At 69.0% G+C, this 16665-nt stretch carries 11 protein-coding genes; 4 read left to right on the forward strand and 7 right to left on the reverse strand.

Translation table 11 applies throughout. From position 1 onward, the window contains the following. The first annotated feature begins 49 nt into the window (after positions 1 to 49). Together bioA and AC6CHL_RS05085 are read left to right on the forward strand one after the other, a co-directional pair. Positions 50 to 1441, forward strand: coding sequence for an adenosylmethionine--8-amino-7-oxononanoate transaminase (gene bioA / locus AC6CHL_RS05080; RefSeq protein ID WP_141057572.1), 1392 nt, complete (start codon positions 50 to 52; stop codon positions 1439 to 1441). After that, positions 1432 to 2166 carry a 16S rRNA (uracil(1498)-N(3))-methyltransferase gene (locus AC6CHL_RS05085; RefSeq protein WP_498293627.1) on the forward strand — a complete coding sequence of 245 codons (735 nt, stop codon included), beginning with the start codon at positions 1432 to 1434 and terminating at the stop codon, positions 2164 to 2166. Before bioA ends, AC6CHL_RS05085 begins: the two co-directional genes overlap by 10 nt. 201 nt (positions 2167 to 2367) lie before the next feature. Here AC6CHL_RS05085 and AC6CHL_RS05090 read toward each other — a convergent pair whose 3' ends face one another. From AC6CHL_RS05090 to pilG, 7 genes are all read right to left on the reverse strand, one after another. Then, complete coding sequence (locus AC6CHL_RS05090; protein WP_038686792.1) at positions 2368 to 2841, reverse strand: chemotaxis protein CheW; 474 nt, start codon at positions 2839 to 2841, stop codon at positions 2368 to 2370. Between the two features lie 33 nt (positions 2842 to 2874). After that, complete coding sequence (locus AC6CHL_RS05095) at positions 2875 to 4212, reverse strand: chemotaxis protein CheB (protein WP_498293629.1); 1338 nt, start codon at positions 4210 to 4212, stop codon at positions 2875 to 2877. Further along, positions 4199 to 11068: a hybrid sensor histidine kinase/response regulator gene (locus tag AC6CHL_RS05100; RefSeq protein ID WP_498293631.1), complete on the reverse strand. Its 6870-nt coding sequence runs from the start codon at positions 11066 to 11068 to the stop codon at positions 4199 to 4201. The genes AC6CHL_RS05095 and AC6CHL_RS05100 overlap by 14 nt, the downstream gene beginning before the upstream one ends. Before the next feature lie 94 nt (positions 11069 to 11162). After that, positions 11163 to 13199: a methyl-accepting chemotaxis protein gene (locus tag AC6CHL_RS05105; RefSeq protein WP_038686787.1), complete on the reverse strand. Its 2037-nt coding sequence runs from the start codon at positions 13197 to 13199 to the stop codon at positions 11163 to 11165. Positions 13200 to 13243: 44 nt separating this feature from the next. After that, the gene (locus tag AC6CHL_RS05110) at positions 13244 to 13774 is read right to left on the reverse strand and encodes a chemotaxis protein CheW (RefSeq protein WP_038686785.1); all 531 of its coding nucleotides are present in this window, start codon (positions 13772 to 13774) and stop codon (positions 13244 to 13246) included. Further along, positions 13774 to 14136: a response regulator gene (locus AC6CHL_RS05115; protein WP_141057568.1), complete on the reverse strand. Its 363-nt coding sequence runs from the start codon at positions 14134 to 14136 to the stop codon at positions 13774 to 13776. The genes AC6CHL_RS05110 and AC6CHL_RS05115 overlap by 1 nt, the downstream gene beginning before the upstream one ends. Before the next feature lie 17 nt (positions 14137 to 14153). Then, a complete protein-coding gene (pilG, locus tag AC6CHL_RS05120; protein WP_017356958.1) occupies positions 14154 to 14555 on the reverse strand; it encodes a twitching motility response regulator PilG in 402 nt (133 codons plus the stop codon). 247 nt (positions 14556 to 14802) lie between these two features. Here pilG and gshB point away from each other — a divergent pair, with 247 nt between their 5' ends. Next, positions 14803 to 15753 (forward strand): glutathione synthase, encoded by a 951-nt coding sequence (gene gshB, locus AC6CHL_RS05125; protein ID WP_038686781.1) that lies wholly within the window; start codon positions 14803 to 14805, stop codon positions 15751 to 15753. After that, positions 15750 to 16637 carry an energy transducer TonB family protein gene (locus AC6CHL_RS05130; protein WP_447595218.1) on the forward strand — a complete coding sequence of 296 codons (888 nt, stop codon included), beginning with the start codon at positions 15750 to 15752 and terminating at the stop codon, positions 16635 to 16637. Before gshB ends, AC6CHL_RS05130 begins: the two co-directional genes overlap by 4 nt. The last annotated feature ends 28 nt before the right edge of the window (positions 16638 to 16665 follow it).

Below are 16665 nucleotides of genomic sequence, written 5' to 3' on the forward strand. Positions count from 1 at the left end.
CGAGCATCTCTAGAATGGGAGCTGGTGAAAACGTCTTCATGAGCCTGAAATGCTAGCAGACCCAGCCCCCTTAACGCTGGCCGATCGGTGGCGGCAACGCGACCTGGCCGTGCTGTGGCATCCGTGCACGCAGATGCGCGAGCACCCCGACACCCTGCCGCTGGTGCCGATCGCGCGGGGCGAAGGCCCGTGGCTGATCGATCACGACGGCAAACGCTACCTGGACGCGGTCAGCAGCTGGTGGACCAATCTGTTCGGCCATGCGCACCCGCGGATCGGTGCGGCCATCGCCCAGCAGGCCACCCAGCTGGAACAGGTGATGCTGGCCGGCTTCAGCCATGAGCCGGCCGTGGCGCTGGCCGAGCGCCTGCTGGCGATCGCCCCGCGCCAGGCCGGGCGTGACCCGCTGGCCAAGGTGTTCTACGCCGACAACGGCTCGGCCGGGGTCGAGGTAGCCCTGAAGATGGCCTTCCACTACTTCCGCAACCGGGGCGAGCACCACCGCACCCGCTTCGTGGCGCTGGAGAACGGCTACCACGGCGAAACCCTGGGCGCGCTGTCGGTGGGCGACATCCCGCTGTACCGCCGGGTGTATGCGCCGCTGCTGACCGAGGCGCTGTTTGCCCCGTCGCCGGACGCCTACCTGGCCGAGGACGGGCAGACCGCCGCGCAGCGCGCGCACCAGGCGGCCGATGCGCTGGCCACGCTGTTCGACCAGCACCCCGGCGAGATCTGCGCGGTGATCCTGGAGCCGCGCCTGCAGTGCGCCGGCGGCATGCGCATGCACGACCCGGTGTACCTGCAGCGTGCGCGCGAACTGTGCGACGCCAACGGCGCGTTCCTGATCGCTGACGAGATCGCCACCGGCTTCGGGCGCACCGGCACGATGTTCGCCTGCGAACAGGCCGGGGTGATGCCCGACCTGCTGTGCCTGTCCAAGGGCCTGACCGGCGGCTTCCTGCCGCTGTCGGCGGTGCTGGCCACCCAGGCGTTGTATGACGCGTTCCTGGACGATTCGCGCGAGCGCGCATTCCTGCACTCGCACAGTTACACCGGCAATCCGCTGGCCTGCGCCGCGGCGCTGGCCACGCTGGACATCTTCGCCGGCGAGGACGTGATCGCACGCAACCGCAGCACCGCCGAGGTGATGCGCACGCTGGCCGCCCCGTTCACCGACCACCCGCACGTGGCCGACGTGCGCCAGGCGGGGATGGTGGTGGCTTTCGAACTGACCCGCAACGGCGACAAGCGCACCCCGTTCCCCGCCGAGGCACGGGTGGGCCTGCATGCCTACACCGCCGCGCTCAAGCGCGGCGTGGTGCTGCGCCCGCTGGGCAACGTGCTGTACTGGATGCCGCCGTACTGCGTGGACGACGACCACCTGGACCTGTTGGCCCAGACCACCCTGGCCGCGATCGAGGAGGCTGTTGCATGCGCGTGACCCGTTGCCATGTAGAGAATCCGCTGGCGGTGGGCCAGACCCTGTCGCTGCCCGAGGAAGCGGCCAATCACCTGGTCCGGGTGATGCGCCTGCGCGAGGGCGACGGCTGCGTGCTGTTCAACGGCGACGGCCACGATTACAGCGCCACCCTGGTGGTGGTGGGCAAGCGCGATGCCCAGGTGCGCATCGACGCCGCGCTGGCGGTGGCCAACGAATCGCCGCTGCACATCACCCTGCTGCAGGGCATCGCCCGCGGCGAGAAGATGGACCTGATCCTGCAGAAGGCCACCGAACTGGGGGTCAACGCGATCGTGCCGGTCAACGCCGAACGTACCGAAGTGAAACTGGATGCGGCGCGCGCGGAAAAGCGGCTGGCGCACTGGAACAGCGTGGTGGTGTCGGCCTGTGGCCAGTCCGGGCGTGCGCGGGTGCCGAGCGTTGCGGCGCCGCAATCGCTGCTGGACGCCGCACGGCAGGTGCCGGCCGAGGCGCTCAAACTCACCCTGGACCCGCTGGGCGAGCATCGCCTGTCGACCCTGCAGCCGGCGCCAGGTGGCGTGGTGATCGCCATCGGTCCGGAGGGCGGCTGGTCGCCACGGGATCGGCAGGCATTGGCCGAGGCGGGCTTCCAGGGGCTGCAGCTGGGTCCGCGCATCCTGCGCACCGAAACGGCCGGGTTGGCCGCCATCGCGGCGGTACAGGCGCGGCTGGGCGACCTGGGCTGACCGATCACATTGCGGTGGGTGCCGACCGTTGGTCGGTGCACGAATGGCCGATGCGTGATGTGCCAGCGCACGCCGAGCCAGCGGGTGGAACAGCCCCCTTGAGTCAAGGGGGCGCGCCGCCAGGCGCGGGGATCTGGAGAATTGTTTGCGGGGGGCCCGCGATCTGCGCCGCAGATCGTGGGAGGTTTCGCGAATGCGAACCTACCCCGCGACGGGGTAGGCCTCGTCCAGCGCGGCTTCCAGCGCGTCCAGGTCGGGCAGCAGCGCGCTCTGTTCGCCCAGCAGCACGCGCATGTGCACGCCCTGCGGCAAGGTTTCCTCGGAGGCGTCGGCGAGCAGGCCGTCACGCGGCACCGAGATCAGCTGCGGGAAGGTCTGGGTGAGCAGCGCGAAATACGGGCGCTTCGCGTTGCCGCCCAGCGCCTTGAGCACCACCACCTTGTTGTTGCTGGTGACCAGTTCGTCGCCCAGCCCGGACAGCCGCGCGAACGACAGCAGCGGCACGTCCCAACCGTGCCAGGCAATCTGGCCGACCAGCCAGGCCGGCGCATCCGGCACGCCCTGCACGGCCACCTTGGACATCATCTCGGCCACGGTGGCATTGGGCAGCAGCACGCGTTCGTGCCCGGCCTGGATCAATACCCCGCGGATTTCGTCGTTGCTGGCGTAACTCATGGCGTGATTCCTGAAAAGGGTACGGCGCGGCGATTACTCGCTCACACCCCAACGTTCGACGATGCTCTGGGCCAACTGCGGGGGCTCGCCCGCGTCCATCCCGGCGGCCACCGCGGCGTTTGCGGCGGCCGGGTCGTAACAGCCTTCGCCGACCTGTGCGCCTACCCAGGCGCCGGCGGCGGCCAGGGCCAGCACGTCGTCAACCTGGGCCGTGTCGGCGCCACTGAGCAGCACCACGGCGCTGTGCGCCGGCGGCAGCGTGGCCACCTGGACGCCCTGTGCATCACCGTGGAAATACAGGCCGCGCTGGCGTTCGGCCAGGCCGATGTCGTCGGGCAGGATGTAGGCGTTGCCAGCCTGGACCGGCTGGTCGGCTTCGGCCAGCAGCACCGGCAACGCGGACACGCGCGCCATCTGCTTGACCAGGTTGCCGTAGCGGCCGCCATCCAGGCGCATGTGCACCAGCACCGGCGTGGCCAGCCCCGCCGGCAACGTGGCCAGCAGGCGGCGCAGCGCGTCCGGGCCGCCGATACCGGCCAGCACCAGCACGGCACCTGCGGCGGCGCCGTCGTTGGGGCGCTCGGCCTCCAGTTCGACCAGCGACAGCCGTTCGATATCGAACGCAGACAGCGGCGGCGGTGCCGCGGCGGTGCCGGCCGACGCGCTTGCCGGCGCGGCAGCGGCGGTGTCGGCACTGTCATCCACCAGCGACCAGCTGCTGTGGTCGCCCAGCGGCGCGCGGGCAACGGCCGGCGGCGCCGAAGGCGGCACCGGCGGCGGCACGGATGGTGCAGCGGCCGGCGAAGGCGGCTGCAGGGCGGCCAGCGCTTCTTCCAGCGACATCGGTTCGCTCAACGCATCCGGGGCCTGGTACAGGCCATCGGCCGGAACGTCCGCGGCGGCATCAAAGGCCTCGCGGACGTGGAAGTCCAGCGGGGCATCGGCATGCAGTTCGGCCGGCGTGGTGGGCATGCCGGGCTCGGGCTGGAGCAGGCTGTCCTGTTCCGAACCCGGCGGCAACACGTCGTGGTGGCCGTGCAGTTTGGCCACCAGGTGCCGTGCCCAGCGCTGCGCTTCCCAGCCTTCACGGCGGGCGGCCAGTTCGGCTTCGTCGAAGATCAGGGTCAGCGACGGCGAACCCAGCACCGGGTCCAGGCGCTCCAACGCGTCTTCGATCGCCGGTTCCAGCGCGATCAGCACCGCGCCCGGCGCCGCGTCGCGCAGCACCTGCACGTCCAGCGTGTTGGGATCCTCTTCCAGCACCAGGGTGGCGCCGGCCTGGGCCAACGCGTCGCGCAGGCGCTCGCGGGCCTGCCCCGGACGCGCCAGCAGCGCTACCGACAACAGCAAAGGCAGGTCATTCGCGGACACGGGCGATCCCCAGCAGGTCGTACACGTTTCGCATCAGATCCAGTTCCTGGTAAGGCTTGCCCAGGTAGCGCTGGACGCCAATTTCGAAGGCGCGCTGACGGTGCTTGTCGCCACTGCGCGAGGTGATCATCACGATCGGCACATCCTTGTAGCGCGGATCGGCGCGCATCGCCGTGGCCAGTTCATAGCCATCCATGCGCGGCATTTCGATATCCAGCAGCATCAGGTCGGGGACCCGCTCCTCCAGACGCTCCAGTGCTTCCACACCATCGCGGGCCACCGCCACTTCGAAGTTGTGGCGCTCCAGGATGCGGCCGGTGACCTTGCGCATGGTCAGCGAATCGTCGACCACCATCACCAGCGGTGCCTGGCGGTCGCTGACCTGGCTGGTCACGGCGATCGGCTTGTGCGGGTTGGCCTGGAAGCGGCGGACCAGCGGTGCGACGTCGAGGATGACCACCACGCGGCCATCGCCGGTGATGGTGGCGCCGTAGATACCCGGCACCGAGGCGATCTGCAGGCCCACCGGCTTGACCACGATCTCGCGGTTGCCCAGCACCTGGTCGATCGCCACGGCCGCGCGCAGTTCACCGGCACGCACCAGCAGCAGCGGCACCTGCGCCTGGCCCTCGGCACGCGCTGGGCCTTGGCCCACCAGCGTACCCAGGTCGTGCAGGGCGAAGGCTTCGCCACCGTAGTGGTAGTCGCCGTCGATGGTTTCAAAGCGCTCGCGCGAGATCCGGCCGATACCGCTGACCGAGGCCACCGGCACCGCGTAAGTGGTCTCGCCGATCTGCACGAACACCGCCTGGGTGACCGCCAGCGTCTGCGGCAGGCGCAGGGTGAAGGTGACGCCCTGGCCGCGCACCGAGTGGATGTCCACCGAGCCGCCCAGCTGCCGCACTTCGTTGTGCACCACGTCCATGCCCACGCCGCGGCCCGCCAGCTGGCTGACCTGGTCGGCGGTGCTGAAGCCTGGCGAGAAGATCATCGCGTCCAGTTCGGCCTCGCCGAGCACGGCATCGGCCTGCACCAGGCCACGCTGTTCGGCGCGGCGACGGATCGCCTCGCGGTCCAGCCCGGCGCCGTCGTCGGCCACTTCCAGCACGATTTCCGAGCCTTCGCGGCGCAGACGGATGGCGATCTCGCCCTCTTCCGGCTTGCCGGCAGCGCGGCGCTGTTCCGGCGTCTCCAACCCATGGGCAACCGAGTTGCGCAGCATGTGTTCCAGCGGCGCGACCATGCGATCCAGGACGTTGCGGTCCAGTTCGCCGTGGGTGCCTTCCAGGATCACGTGAACCTGCTTGCCGGTGTCCTGGCCGGCCTGGCGGACCACGCGACGCAGGCGCGGCACCAGACCCTCGAACGGCACCATGCGCGCACGCATCAGGCCATCCTGCAGTTCCGAGCTGACGCGCGACTGCTGTTGCAGCAGCACGTCGTACTGGCGCGACAGGTCGTCCAGCACGCCCTGCAGGCCGCCCAAGTCGGCGGCAGACTCGTTCAGCGCGCGGCTGAGCTGCTGCAGCGTGGAGAAGCGGTCCAGTTCGAGCGGATCGAACTTGTGGTCGGCCTGATCCTGCTCACGCTGGTAGCGGGCAACGATCTGCGCTTCGGTTTCCAGGTCCAGGCGGCGCAGCTGGTCGCGCAGACGCGCGTTGGTGCGGTCCAGTTCGCCCATGGCGCCACGGAAGGCGCCGAGCTGCTGTTCCAGGCGCGAGCGGTAGATCGCCACTTCACCGGCGTGGTTGACCAGGCGGTCGAGCAGGTCGGCGCGCACGCGCACCTGTTCCTGCTGCGGACGGGCCAGGGCATCGTCGTCGCTGCTGGTTTCCAGCGGCACCGGTGCCGAGAGCGGCGCCGCGGCGACGGCCGTATCGACCTCGACCGGTGCGCTGTCCTGCACGGTGTCGGCACGGGTATCCACGGCCACGTCCACCCGGCCCAGCGTGCGCTGTTCGAAGGCATGGATCAGGTCGTCGGGCATCGACACGCTGCGGTGCTGACCGGTACGGGTCAGCAGCTGGTGCAGGCGATCGAAGCCGCGTTCAAGCAGGTGCACGTCGCTGCGGTCGATGTCGGTGCGGTTGGCCGCAACGGCTTCCAGCAGCGATTCGATGCCATGGCCCAGGTCGCCGATCGGGTTGATCCCGGCCATGCGTGCGCCACCCTTGAGGGTGTGCAGGTCACGCTGCAGGCCGGCAATGACATCGCGGTCGTTGGGCGCGGCGCGCAGTTCGCTGATCAGGCCATCGCAATGGTCGAGCAGGTCCTTGCCTTCTTCCACGAAGATGTCGACCAGCTCCTGGTCGAGCACGCTGAAGTCCAGCGCGTCGGCGCTGTCTTCATCGTCGGCGTCATCGGCGTCGGTATCGAGCACGGTGTCGGTGGCAACGGTTGCCTCGGCCGGGCTGGCCGGATCCTCGTGCGTGGACAGCGCGGCCAGGGCGGCAACCGATGCGCCGGCGGCAGCCACGGGCGCATCTTCCAGTTCGAAGAACGGCGTCGGCGCGGTGGTGTCGGTATCGGTGTCGGTCGCATCCTCGGCGAAGGCGTCGGCCTCGTCGGGCTGTTCCTGCGCGTCGTGGACGGCATCCAGGCCCAGCACGCTGTCGGCCGTGTCGTCGGCCTGCGGCGCGTCGATCACGGTCAGCCCGTCGTCCAGTGCCTGCTGTTCGTCGACCAGTTCGCCGAACGCCGGCGTCGGCGGCAGGGCCTCGTCCAGTGCGTCACGCGTGTCCTGTTCGTCTGCATCCAGCGCCTGTTCCGGTGCGGCGGGTGCGGCGTCGTCGGTTGCGTCGAGCGGCGCGTCCAACGAGGTGTTGGCGTCTGCGTCTACGGTCGCTTCGGCTTCGGCTTCGGCTTCGGCTTCGGCTTCGGCTTCGGCTTCGGCCGCAGTGTCCGGCGTCTCAACGCCAGCAACTACGGGCGCGTCATCAAGGACCACGTCTTCGATCGAGGTGTCGTCTGCGGCAGCGTCCGTAGCGGCGGCAACGTCGCCGCTCGCCTCGGCCACCGGCGTCACCTCGGCGTCGAAGAAGCGCGACAGGTCGTCGGCGCCGGTCAGTTCGACCGCCTCCAGACCGTCGTGCGCGCCCTGCCCGTCCGCTGCGGCATCATGCGGTACCGCATCGAACGCTGCGGCGTCGGCAACGCCCACGTCTGCACGGCCTGCGTCAGGCTGTGCGTCGTCCAGCGTGATCTCGTTGCCCGCGGTGGGCGCGGCATTCACCGGAAGATCGGCATCGAAGTACGCCGACAGGTCATCGCTGCCGGTCAGTTCGTCCACCACCAGCGCATTGGCGTCCAGCGCGTCACCGGTTTCCGTTTCAACCGCATCGGTCTCAACGGTGGTCGGCTCGACCACGGTCAGGGCGTCGGCATCGATCTCGGCCAGCTGCAGGTCGGCATCGGCGCTGTCGTCCAGGCCCGCGTAACCGCCCTGTGCGTCTGCCTGCGGCAGCGTGGCCAGGGCGTCGTCGTCGTTCGCGGCGACGTCGTCGCCGGTCCGCGGAGCGGCTGCATCGAAGGACGCGACGGCGTCCACGGCGTCCGGATCCACGGCCTGCGGCTCGGCAGCGCCCGGCTCGACGGCATCGCCGTCCAGCGCGTCCTGCTCGAAGGCCAGGTCGTCTTCTTCATCGTCGGCCACCAGGGCCGGCCAGCGCGCTTCGGGCAGCGTGTCGGCCAGCGCCTGCAGACGCGCGGCAAGCGCGGCCTGCACCGGAATACGCGGCGCGTCGGCCTGCAGGGCCGTCATGGTCGCGGTGATCGCCTCGGCGGTGGCCGACAGCGCGTCCACGCCATCGGCGTCCGGGGTGGTATCGGCCGCCAGCGAGCGCTTGATGAAGCTCTCGGCGCCCCCGGTGACGGCGGTGATTTCAGGCACGTCGGTCATCGCGAACGCACCGTTCATGGTGTGCACCGCGCGCAGCAGGGTGTCGGTGACCGGCTGCGGAGCCACGCTGGCCTCGCGCAACCACGCCTGCAAGGTGGCCTGATGGGTATCCACCTCGGCTTCGAGGATCTCGCGCAGCACTTCGTCGATGTTGGCCGGGGTACCGGCGGCTTCGACGACGGCGGTGGCTTCGGGGGCTTCCGCCACCTCCACCGGCGCGGCCACGACGGGCGCGGCCCGCTGCAGCGGCACATGGAAGGTTTCTTCGCCGGCCGCCACGCGATCGGCAATGGCCTGCATGGCCTGCAGGTCGGCCGTCACGCGACCTTCGCCGCGCAACGCTGCGTTGAGCTGCGGCAACACCTCGTACGCCTGGGTGACCATGGCCACCACGGCCGGGGTGGCCGGCCGGGTACCGTCGAGCACGCGGTTGAGCATGCCTTCGACTTTCCAGCTGAACTCGCCCAGGGTACGCGCGCCGACGAGTCGGCCGCTGCCCTTGAGCGTGTGGAAAACGCGGCGGATCGGACGCAGACGGTCCAGATTGTCCGGCGCGGCGCGCCAGACCGGCAGCAGATTGCCAAGGTTGACCAGTTCCTCGTCGAACTCTTCGATGAAGACCTCGCGGATGTCCTGGTCGATGTTCTCGCCATCGTCTTCGAACCCGGCTTCGATGCTGTCGGTGTCACTGACCGCATTGGCCGGCGATACCGCGGCCAGGGCATCCGGGGTGATCGCAGGCGCGGTGCTGAACTGCGCGGCGGCCGCATCCAGCTCGGCCAGGAAGCGCGCGGACTCGTCGTCCAGCTCGATCGTGCCGATCACCGCGGCATGCACGCCGGTGCTGCTGTGGGTCACGACCGGGGTCGGGTCCGGCGCAACAACGTCGTCAAGGCGGGTGTGGTCGTCGGTGTCGGTCAGTGCTGTCGCATCGACGGATGCGTCTGCGACGGCGCTGTCGTCTGCGACCAGGGCCGGCGCGATAGCCTCGACCGGTCCGGCAATGATCGCGTCGATGGGCTCAACGGCATCGGCGTCGGTCGCCTGCAGGAACGAGGGCAACTGGGCCACGTCCAGGTCGGGCGCGGTATCGGCAACCGGCGCCACGGCGGGCGCGACGGTATCGTCGATCTGCAGCGACAGCACGTCGCCGGCATTGTGCAGCGGCGCATCGAAGGTGAATTCGATCGGCTCGTCGCTGAACTCCAGCGCGTCATGCTCGGCGGCAACGGGGTCGAACCCACCGCTGAAGGACACCTCTTCCTGCACGTGCGCGTCGGCCTGCGCGGACACCGTCTCGGTGGCGTCCAGCGTATCCAGGGCGACATGCATCGGCGGCAGCGCGTCCCAGCGCACCGCGGGGTTGTCCTCGGCAATCACCGGGTCGAAACGGGCGAAGCTGGGTTCGGTGTGGTCGGCGGCCGCATCGGCCTCGGCGGACAGCGTCCACTGCGGGGCCTCCGGCGCGGGCGCAGTCGATGCGTCGAACACCAGCGACGCACCTGCTGCCGCGGTGGCGGCCAGGGCGGTGTCAGGCAGCGGGTCGAAGGTGAGGTCCGGGAACGACGGCGGCACGCTGCCCGGCGGCGGTGCGCTCGGGGTGACGGCCACGGCGATCGGCTCAACCGACGGCGCATCCCACTGCGTCAACTCGATCGGCTCGGCGGCTACCGGCAGGGCCTCTGCGGTGGTATCCGGCTGGACGGCATTGACGTCCGGCAACGGCCAGTAACGCAGCGTTTCCAGGCTGGTGCGGGTGATATCGAGGATCTCCTCGCGGCCCGGGCGGCGTTCGCGCAGGGCTTCGAGGTAGTACTCCAGGCTGGCCATGGCATCGGCCAGCGTATCCAGCTGGCGCCCGCTCGGCACGCGCTGGCGGCCGATCAGTTCCACCGTGATGTACTGGCGCACACCCTGCAGGTAGTCGGCCGGCGTGGCCAGGTCGAGCATGCGCAACGCACCGGACACCTCGCCCAGCAGGCGCGGCACTTCCGTCAGCTGCTGGTGGTTCCAGTTGGTTTCGATGAAGGCGACGAAGTGCTCGCGCGCGGCGGCGAAATTGGCGATGGCTTCATGCGCCAGCACCTCCACCGTGCGCCGGTTTTCCACCGCGCTCGGATCGTCCTCGCCACTGCCGCCGGCGCCCAGATGGGCGACCTGGTCGTCCAGCGAGGCGTCCACGTACAGCAGCGCCCCGGCGATATCCAGCAGCAGGCTTTCGTCGATCTGCTGTTCGCCCTGTACCACGCCGCGCAGCGCATCGCGCTGTTGCACGACCACGCCGCGGGCCACGCCCAGGCCCATCATGCCCAGGGTGTCGGCAACCGCACCCAGTTCGTTGACCTGGGTCTGCAGCTGTACCGGATCGCCACCGGTGCGCAGGTGCAGGTCCAGTGCGTCCTTGATCCGCAGCAGCTCTTCCTTGACCGCATTGCCCACGGTATCGAGCAGCTCGCGGTTGCGCCCGCTCAGGCTGCCACGGGCGTGGTCGAGTTCGGCCTCGGTGGCGGTCACGCTGTCCGGGGCGAACGCGAACAACACGCTCTCGTTGATACCCGGCGCGGCGCGTGCCGAGCGGATGTCGTTGAGCAGCGGCAGCAGCACGATGGGAATGTCGCGGTGACCGTTCTGCAGGCGCTCCAGATAGTCGGGCAGCAGCACGCTGCCGCGCATCAGGGTGGCGCAGGCTTCGTCACGGTCGGGCACCTCGCCGGCGCCGATGGCGTTGGCCAGCTGCTCCAGTTCTTCGGCCACCATCGCCGGGGCATACAACTCCACCATGCGCAGGGTGCCCTGCACCTGGTGCAGGTAGCCGGCGCAGAAGCGCATGCGGCCGGCATCGGAGGGGTCTTCGGCGTAGTACTCCACCTCGTTGCGCACCTGGCGCAGGGTTTCGTCCAGTTCCGGCTTGACCCAGCCCAGGGCGGCGTGGCTCATGGCATCGCGCAGCGTGCTCATGCCAGGTCTCCCGGCAGGGGCGCGCGCGTGTCGTGCTGTGGTTTATCGCGATGCATCATCTGCTGATTCCTTCCCTCTCCGCCCTGCCCGCGGCTCACGCCGGCAGCTTGAAGTCGGCAACCGAGCGGCGCAGGTCGGCCGCCAGCTGTGCCAAATGACCGATCGACTCGGCGGTCTGTCCCGCACCCTGCGAGGTCTGGCCGGTAATCTGACGGATCACGCCCATGGTGCGGGTGATGTCCGAGGCGGCCGACGACTGCTGCTGGGCGGCGATCGAGATGTTCTTGATGAGGTTGTTGAGCGCGTTGGACACGCGTTCGATTTCAGTCAGTGCGGTACCGGCGTCTTCGGCCAGGCGCGCACCGGACACCACTTCGGCGGTGGTCTGCTCCATCGAGCTGACCGCTTCGTTGGTATCGGCCTGAATGGCCTGGACCAGGCCTTCAATGCGTCGGGTCGCACCGGAGGTGCGTTCTGCCAGGCGCTGCACTTCGTCGGCCACCACGGCGAAACCACGGCCGGCCTCACCGGCCGAGGCCGCCTGCACCGCGGCGTTCAACGCCAGGATGTTGGTCTGCTCGGAAATGTCGTTGATCAGTTCCACGATCGAGCCGATTTCCTGCGACGATTCGCCCAGGCGCTTGATGCGCTTGGAGGTTTCCTGGATCTGGTCGCGGATCTGGTCCATGCCCTGGATGGTCTCGCGGACCACGCCGGCGCCTTCGGCGGCGATCACCACCGAGCGCTGTGCCACGTCGGCCGACTCGGCCGAGTTGCGCGACACCTGTTCGATGCTCGAGGCGATTTCGCCGATGCGGTCCGATGCCGAGGTGATCTGGTTGGCCTGGTGGCCGGCCGCTTCGGCCAGCTGCATGGCCGTGGCCTGGGTTTCCTGGGTGGACAGCGCGACCTTGGCCGAGGTGTCGTTGATGGTGGTCACCAGGTGGCGCAGTTCGTCCACGGCGTAGTTGATGGCGTCTGCGATCGCGCCGGTCATGTCCTCGGTCACCGAGGCCTTCACCGTCAGGTCGCCTTCACCCAGCGAGCTGATTTCGTCCAGCAGCCGCATGATGGCCTGCTGGTTGCGGCTGTTGAATTCCACCTGGGTCTGGTAACGCAGGTCCTGCTCGCGCGACCGGCTGCGCACGGTGCTGCTGACGAAGCCGATGATGGCGATCAGCGACAGCGCACCGGAAATCACACCCAGCCAGAAGTTCGGGAACAGGCGCGTGTCGCGCACCGAACCGAACGAGGAGAAGGCTTCAAACAGCTTCTTGCTGTCGTCCAGCATGCGCGTGGCACCACCGGTCAGCGCGGCCGCCGAGGACTGCGCCGAGAACAGCTGGCGCGAACTGGCCAGGATCGCGTCGGCGTCCTTCTTCATGGTGTCCCACTGCTTCTGGGACTGCTCCAGCGCGGCCAGCGCGCCGGCATTGCGCACCGGGGTGATGCCCAGTTCTTCGTTGCCGTTGCGCAGGGCGTCCAGCACCTGGGTGAACACCACCGAGTCGCGGGCGAGCGCGTCGCCCGCCGCGGCGGCATTGGCACCACCGGCGCGCATTTCGGTGACCCGGCGGGCCATCGAGCCCACCACCACCACCTGCTGCAGCGCGTTGTACACCTGCGAGGCCGGCGCACCGCCAGCGGACATCGCGCGCACCACTTCGTTCAGCTGTGCCTGCAGTGCCGGCACGCCGTTGACGAAGTTGTTGGCGTTGCCGGCCAAGGCCAGCACCGCCGGCTCACTGGCCACCAGCTGGGCGGCGCTCTTGCCGAGCGGCTCCCAGGTCTGGCTGAGCTGGGTGAGCGGGCCGGACACGTTGGCCTCGGACCCGTAGCGGCCCTGCAGGCTGCTCACCGTGCTCTCGATGCGGGTCTTGGTGTCCTTGAAGGCGGTGAACGCCTGGGCGTTGCCCGAGACCGCTTCACGGCCCTGGTTGGCCAGCTGCTGGGACAACACCTGCAGATCGGCCGCGCCGGTACTGGCGCCGGCCAGGCGACTGCCCTGCCAGGTGGCGACGCCGGTGTTGACGCCGAACACGATCATCGACAGGGCCAGCAGGCCGAGCCAGAAATTGGTTCCCACCGACCCGAGCTTGCCGGCCTTGGCGGATTCCGAAGTAGTACTCATCGTTCAACCTCGATCATCAAATACGGTGAGACAGGCGGCAGCAATCAGGCTGCGGCCTGCCTGAATTCGGGAGTGCGCGACAGCAGCGACAGTGAGAACACGCCCCAATCGTGGCCATCGCCGTGGAAGGCACGGTCGATGAAGTGGGCGTAGCGGCCGCTGGCGAGATCGCCAATGGCGATGTCCTGGCCCTGGTCGAAGCTGCGCTGGCCAAACAGTTCATCGATGGTGAGCGCGACGTCGCCGCCGGCCTGGCGCATGATCAACACGCGCTGGCCTTCCTGATGCACGGTGCGCTCGCCTTCCAGGAAGTACTTCAGGTCCACCACCGGGAACAGGTTGCCGCGCAGGTTGCCCACGCCCAGCAGCCACGGCTGTGCGCCGGGCACCGGGGTGATCGGCGGCATCGGCACGATTTCAACCACTTCGCGGAAATCCGACACCAGGTGGCGCTTGCCCACGCGGTAACCGACGCCACGCCACAGGTCCTGCGCGAACTGACGTTCGGGCAGCTGCACGGCATGGGCCAGGCTGCGCCGTTCGTAGGCTTCGAGGATGTCGAAAGGAGAACGCATCAGACCACCAACTGGTTGATCCGCGCGATCAGTTCCTCCTCGCGCGGCGGCTTGACGATGTAGTCGGCCGCCCCCTGGCGCAGCCCCCACGCCTTGTCGGTCTCCATCGCCTTGGTGCTGACGATGACGACCGGAATATGTTTGATGGCCGCATCACGCGCCATCGCACGGGTGGCCTGGAAGCCACTCATGCCCGGCAGGACCACGTCCATCAGCACCAGCTGCGGCACATGCTCGCGCACGAGCACCAGCCCGTCCTCGGCGTTGTCCGCTTCCAGTACTTCGTGCCCGGCCTTGGTCAACCACTGCGTGAACACCGCACGGTCGGTCGGTGAATCCTCGATCAGAACGATTCGAGCCATTGTGCCTTTCCCCCTGGTCAGGCGTTGACGTATGTGCGGATGGCACCCAGCAGTTCTTCACGCGTGAATGGCTTGGTCAGGTACTGCTCCGAGCCGACGATGCGCCCGCGCGCCTTGTCGAACAGGCCGTCCTTGGAGGACAGCATGATCACCGGGGTCGACTTGAACAGCTGGTTGCCCTTGATCAGCGCACAGGTCTGATAGCCATCCAGCCGCGGCATCATGATGTCCACGAAGATGATCTGCGGCTGTTGGTCGGCGATCTTGGCCAACGCCTCGAAACCATCGGTCGCGGTCACCACCTCGCAGCCTTCGCGCTTGAGCAGTGTTTCGGCGGTCCTGCGAATGGTCTTCGAATCATCGATGACCATGACCCTAAGCCCTGCGAGTTCCCCACCCGCAGCCATGTTTTCAGTCATTACCTTTCCCCGGGCGCGCGACGCTTCTGCTTGGTCCGGCGTCGCTGCGAAAGCGTATCTATATCGCACTTCCCGCGCAGGCTACAAGCGCGGCCACTTCAGCCAAGCCGCAGACGGGTCGGACCGGGCCGGATCGGCCGGTTTTGCGCAAACCCGGGGCCGGGCGGACGCAGCGTTGCACCCCGCCGGGCAGGCAACCGGCCCCGGTTGCGGCTACCATCATCGCCCTGCCCGCCAGGTTGCGACCATGCCGTTGAACGTCATCGTGGTGATGGACCCCATCGCCCACATCAAGATTGCCAAGGACACCACCTTCGCGATGCTGCTGGAAGCCCAGCGCCGCGGCCATGCCCTGCACTACGTCAGCCCCGGCGGGCTGGCCCTGCGCGACGGCCAGGCGGTCGCCCGCACCGCGCCGCTGCAGGTGCGCGAGGACAAGGCCGACTGGTTCACCCTGGGCGAATTCAGCCAGACCGTGTTCGGCCCCGGCCAGGTCGTGCTGATGCGCAAGGACCCGCCCGTGGATGCCGAATTCATCTACGACACCCATGTGCTCAGCGTGGCCCAGCAGGCCGGCGCCCTGGTGGTCAACGACCCCCAGGGACTGCGCGATTTCAACGAAAAGCTGGCCGCGCTGCTGTTCCCGCAGTGCTGCCCGCCGACCCTGGTCAGCCGCCGCAACGCCGACCTGAAAGCCTTCGTGCTCGAACACGGCCAGGCCGTGCTCAAGCCGCTGGACGGCATGGGCGGGCGCTCGATCTTCCGCAGCGGCACCGGCGACCCCAACCTCAACGTGATCCTGGAAACCCTGACCGACGGCGAGCGCACGCTGGCCCTGGCGCAGAAGTTCATCCCGGACATCACCGCCGGCGACAAGCGCATCCTGCTGGTCGACGGCGAGCCGGTGGATTACTGCCTGGCGCGGATCCCGCAGGGCGACGAATTCCGCGGCAACCTGGCCGCCGGTGGCCGCGGTGAAGGCCGCCCGCTGAGCGACCGCGACCGCTGGATCGCCGCCCAGGTCGGGCCGGAGATGAAGCGCCGCGGCATGCGCTTTGTCGGCCTGGACGTGATCGGCGACTACCTGACCGAAGTCAACGTCACCAGCCCCACCTGCGTGCGCGAGCTGGATGCCCAGTTCGGGCTGAACATCGCCGGCACGCTGTTCGACGCCATCGAGGCCAGCCTGCCGCGATGAGTGCGACGGTTGCACCGCTGACGCCGCTGCAGGCGCGCGAATCGCAGCGCCTGGGCGCGACCCTGGCGCTGTCGCTGCTGGTGCATGCGCTGCTGATCCTGGGGGTGGGCTTTGCGGTGACCGACAAGGCCGCGCTGGTGCCCACCCTGGAGGTGATCTTCAGCCAGACCCAGACCGCGCTGACGCCCAAGCAGGCCGATTTCCTGGCCCAGGCCAACCAGCAGGGCGGCGGCGACCACGACAAGGCCCAGCGCCCGCGCGACAACCAGGCCGGGATCGTGCCGCAGCCGCAGGCCGGGCTGTCGCCGGTGCCGCAGCAGCGCCAGGACGCGGCCAGCCCACCGCCCCCGCAGACACGGGTGGTGTCCAGCCGCAACAGCACCGAGCAGGTCGCCAGCGCACAGCCGCAGCCGTTGCCCGAGCACCCGCAGCCGGAGGCCCCGCTGAATGCGCGCGAGCAGCGCGACGCCGAAATGGCGCGGCTGGCCGCCGAGGTGCACCTGCGCTCGGCACAGTACGCCAAGCGCCCGAACCGCAAGTTCGTGTCGGCCAGCACCAAGGAATACGCCTACGCCAACTACCTGCGGGCGTGGGTGGACCGCGCCGAGCGCGTGGGCAACCTCAATTACCCCGACGAAGCCCGCCAGCGCCGCCTCGGTGGGCAGGTGGTGATCACCGTCGGCGTGCGCCGCGACGGCAGCGTGGAAAGTGCGCGGATCCTGCGCAGCAGCGGCACCCCGTTGCTGGATGAGGCCGCCCTGCGCGTGGTCCGCCTGGCCCAGCCGTTCCCGCCGTTGCCCAAGACCGACGACGGCGTGGAGATCCTGCAGGTAACCCGGACCTGGGCGTTCCTGCCCGGCGGTACGTTGCGCGACGATCGGTAAGGTTGGGGGCAGCCGACCAACGGTCGGC

It is taken from the genome of Stenotrophomonas sp. GQ19 (genome assembly GCF_059758695.1).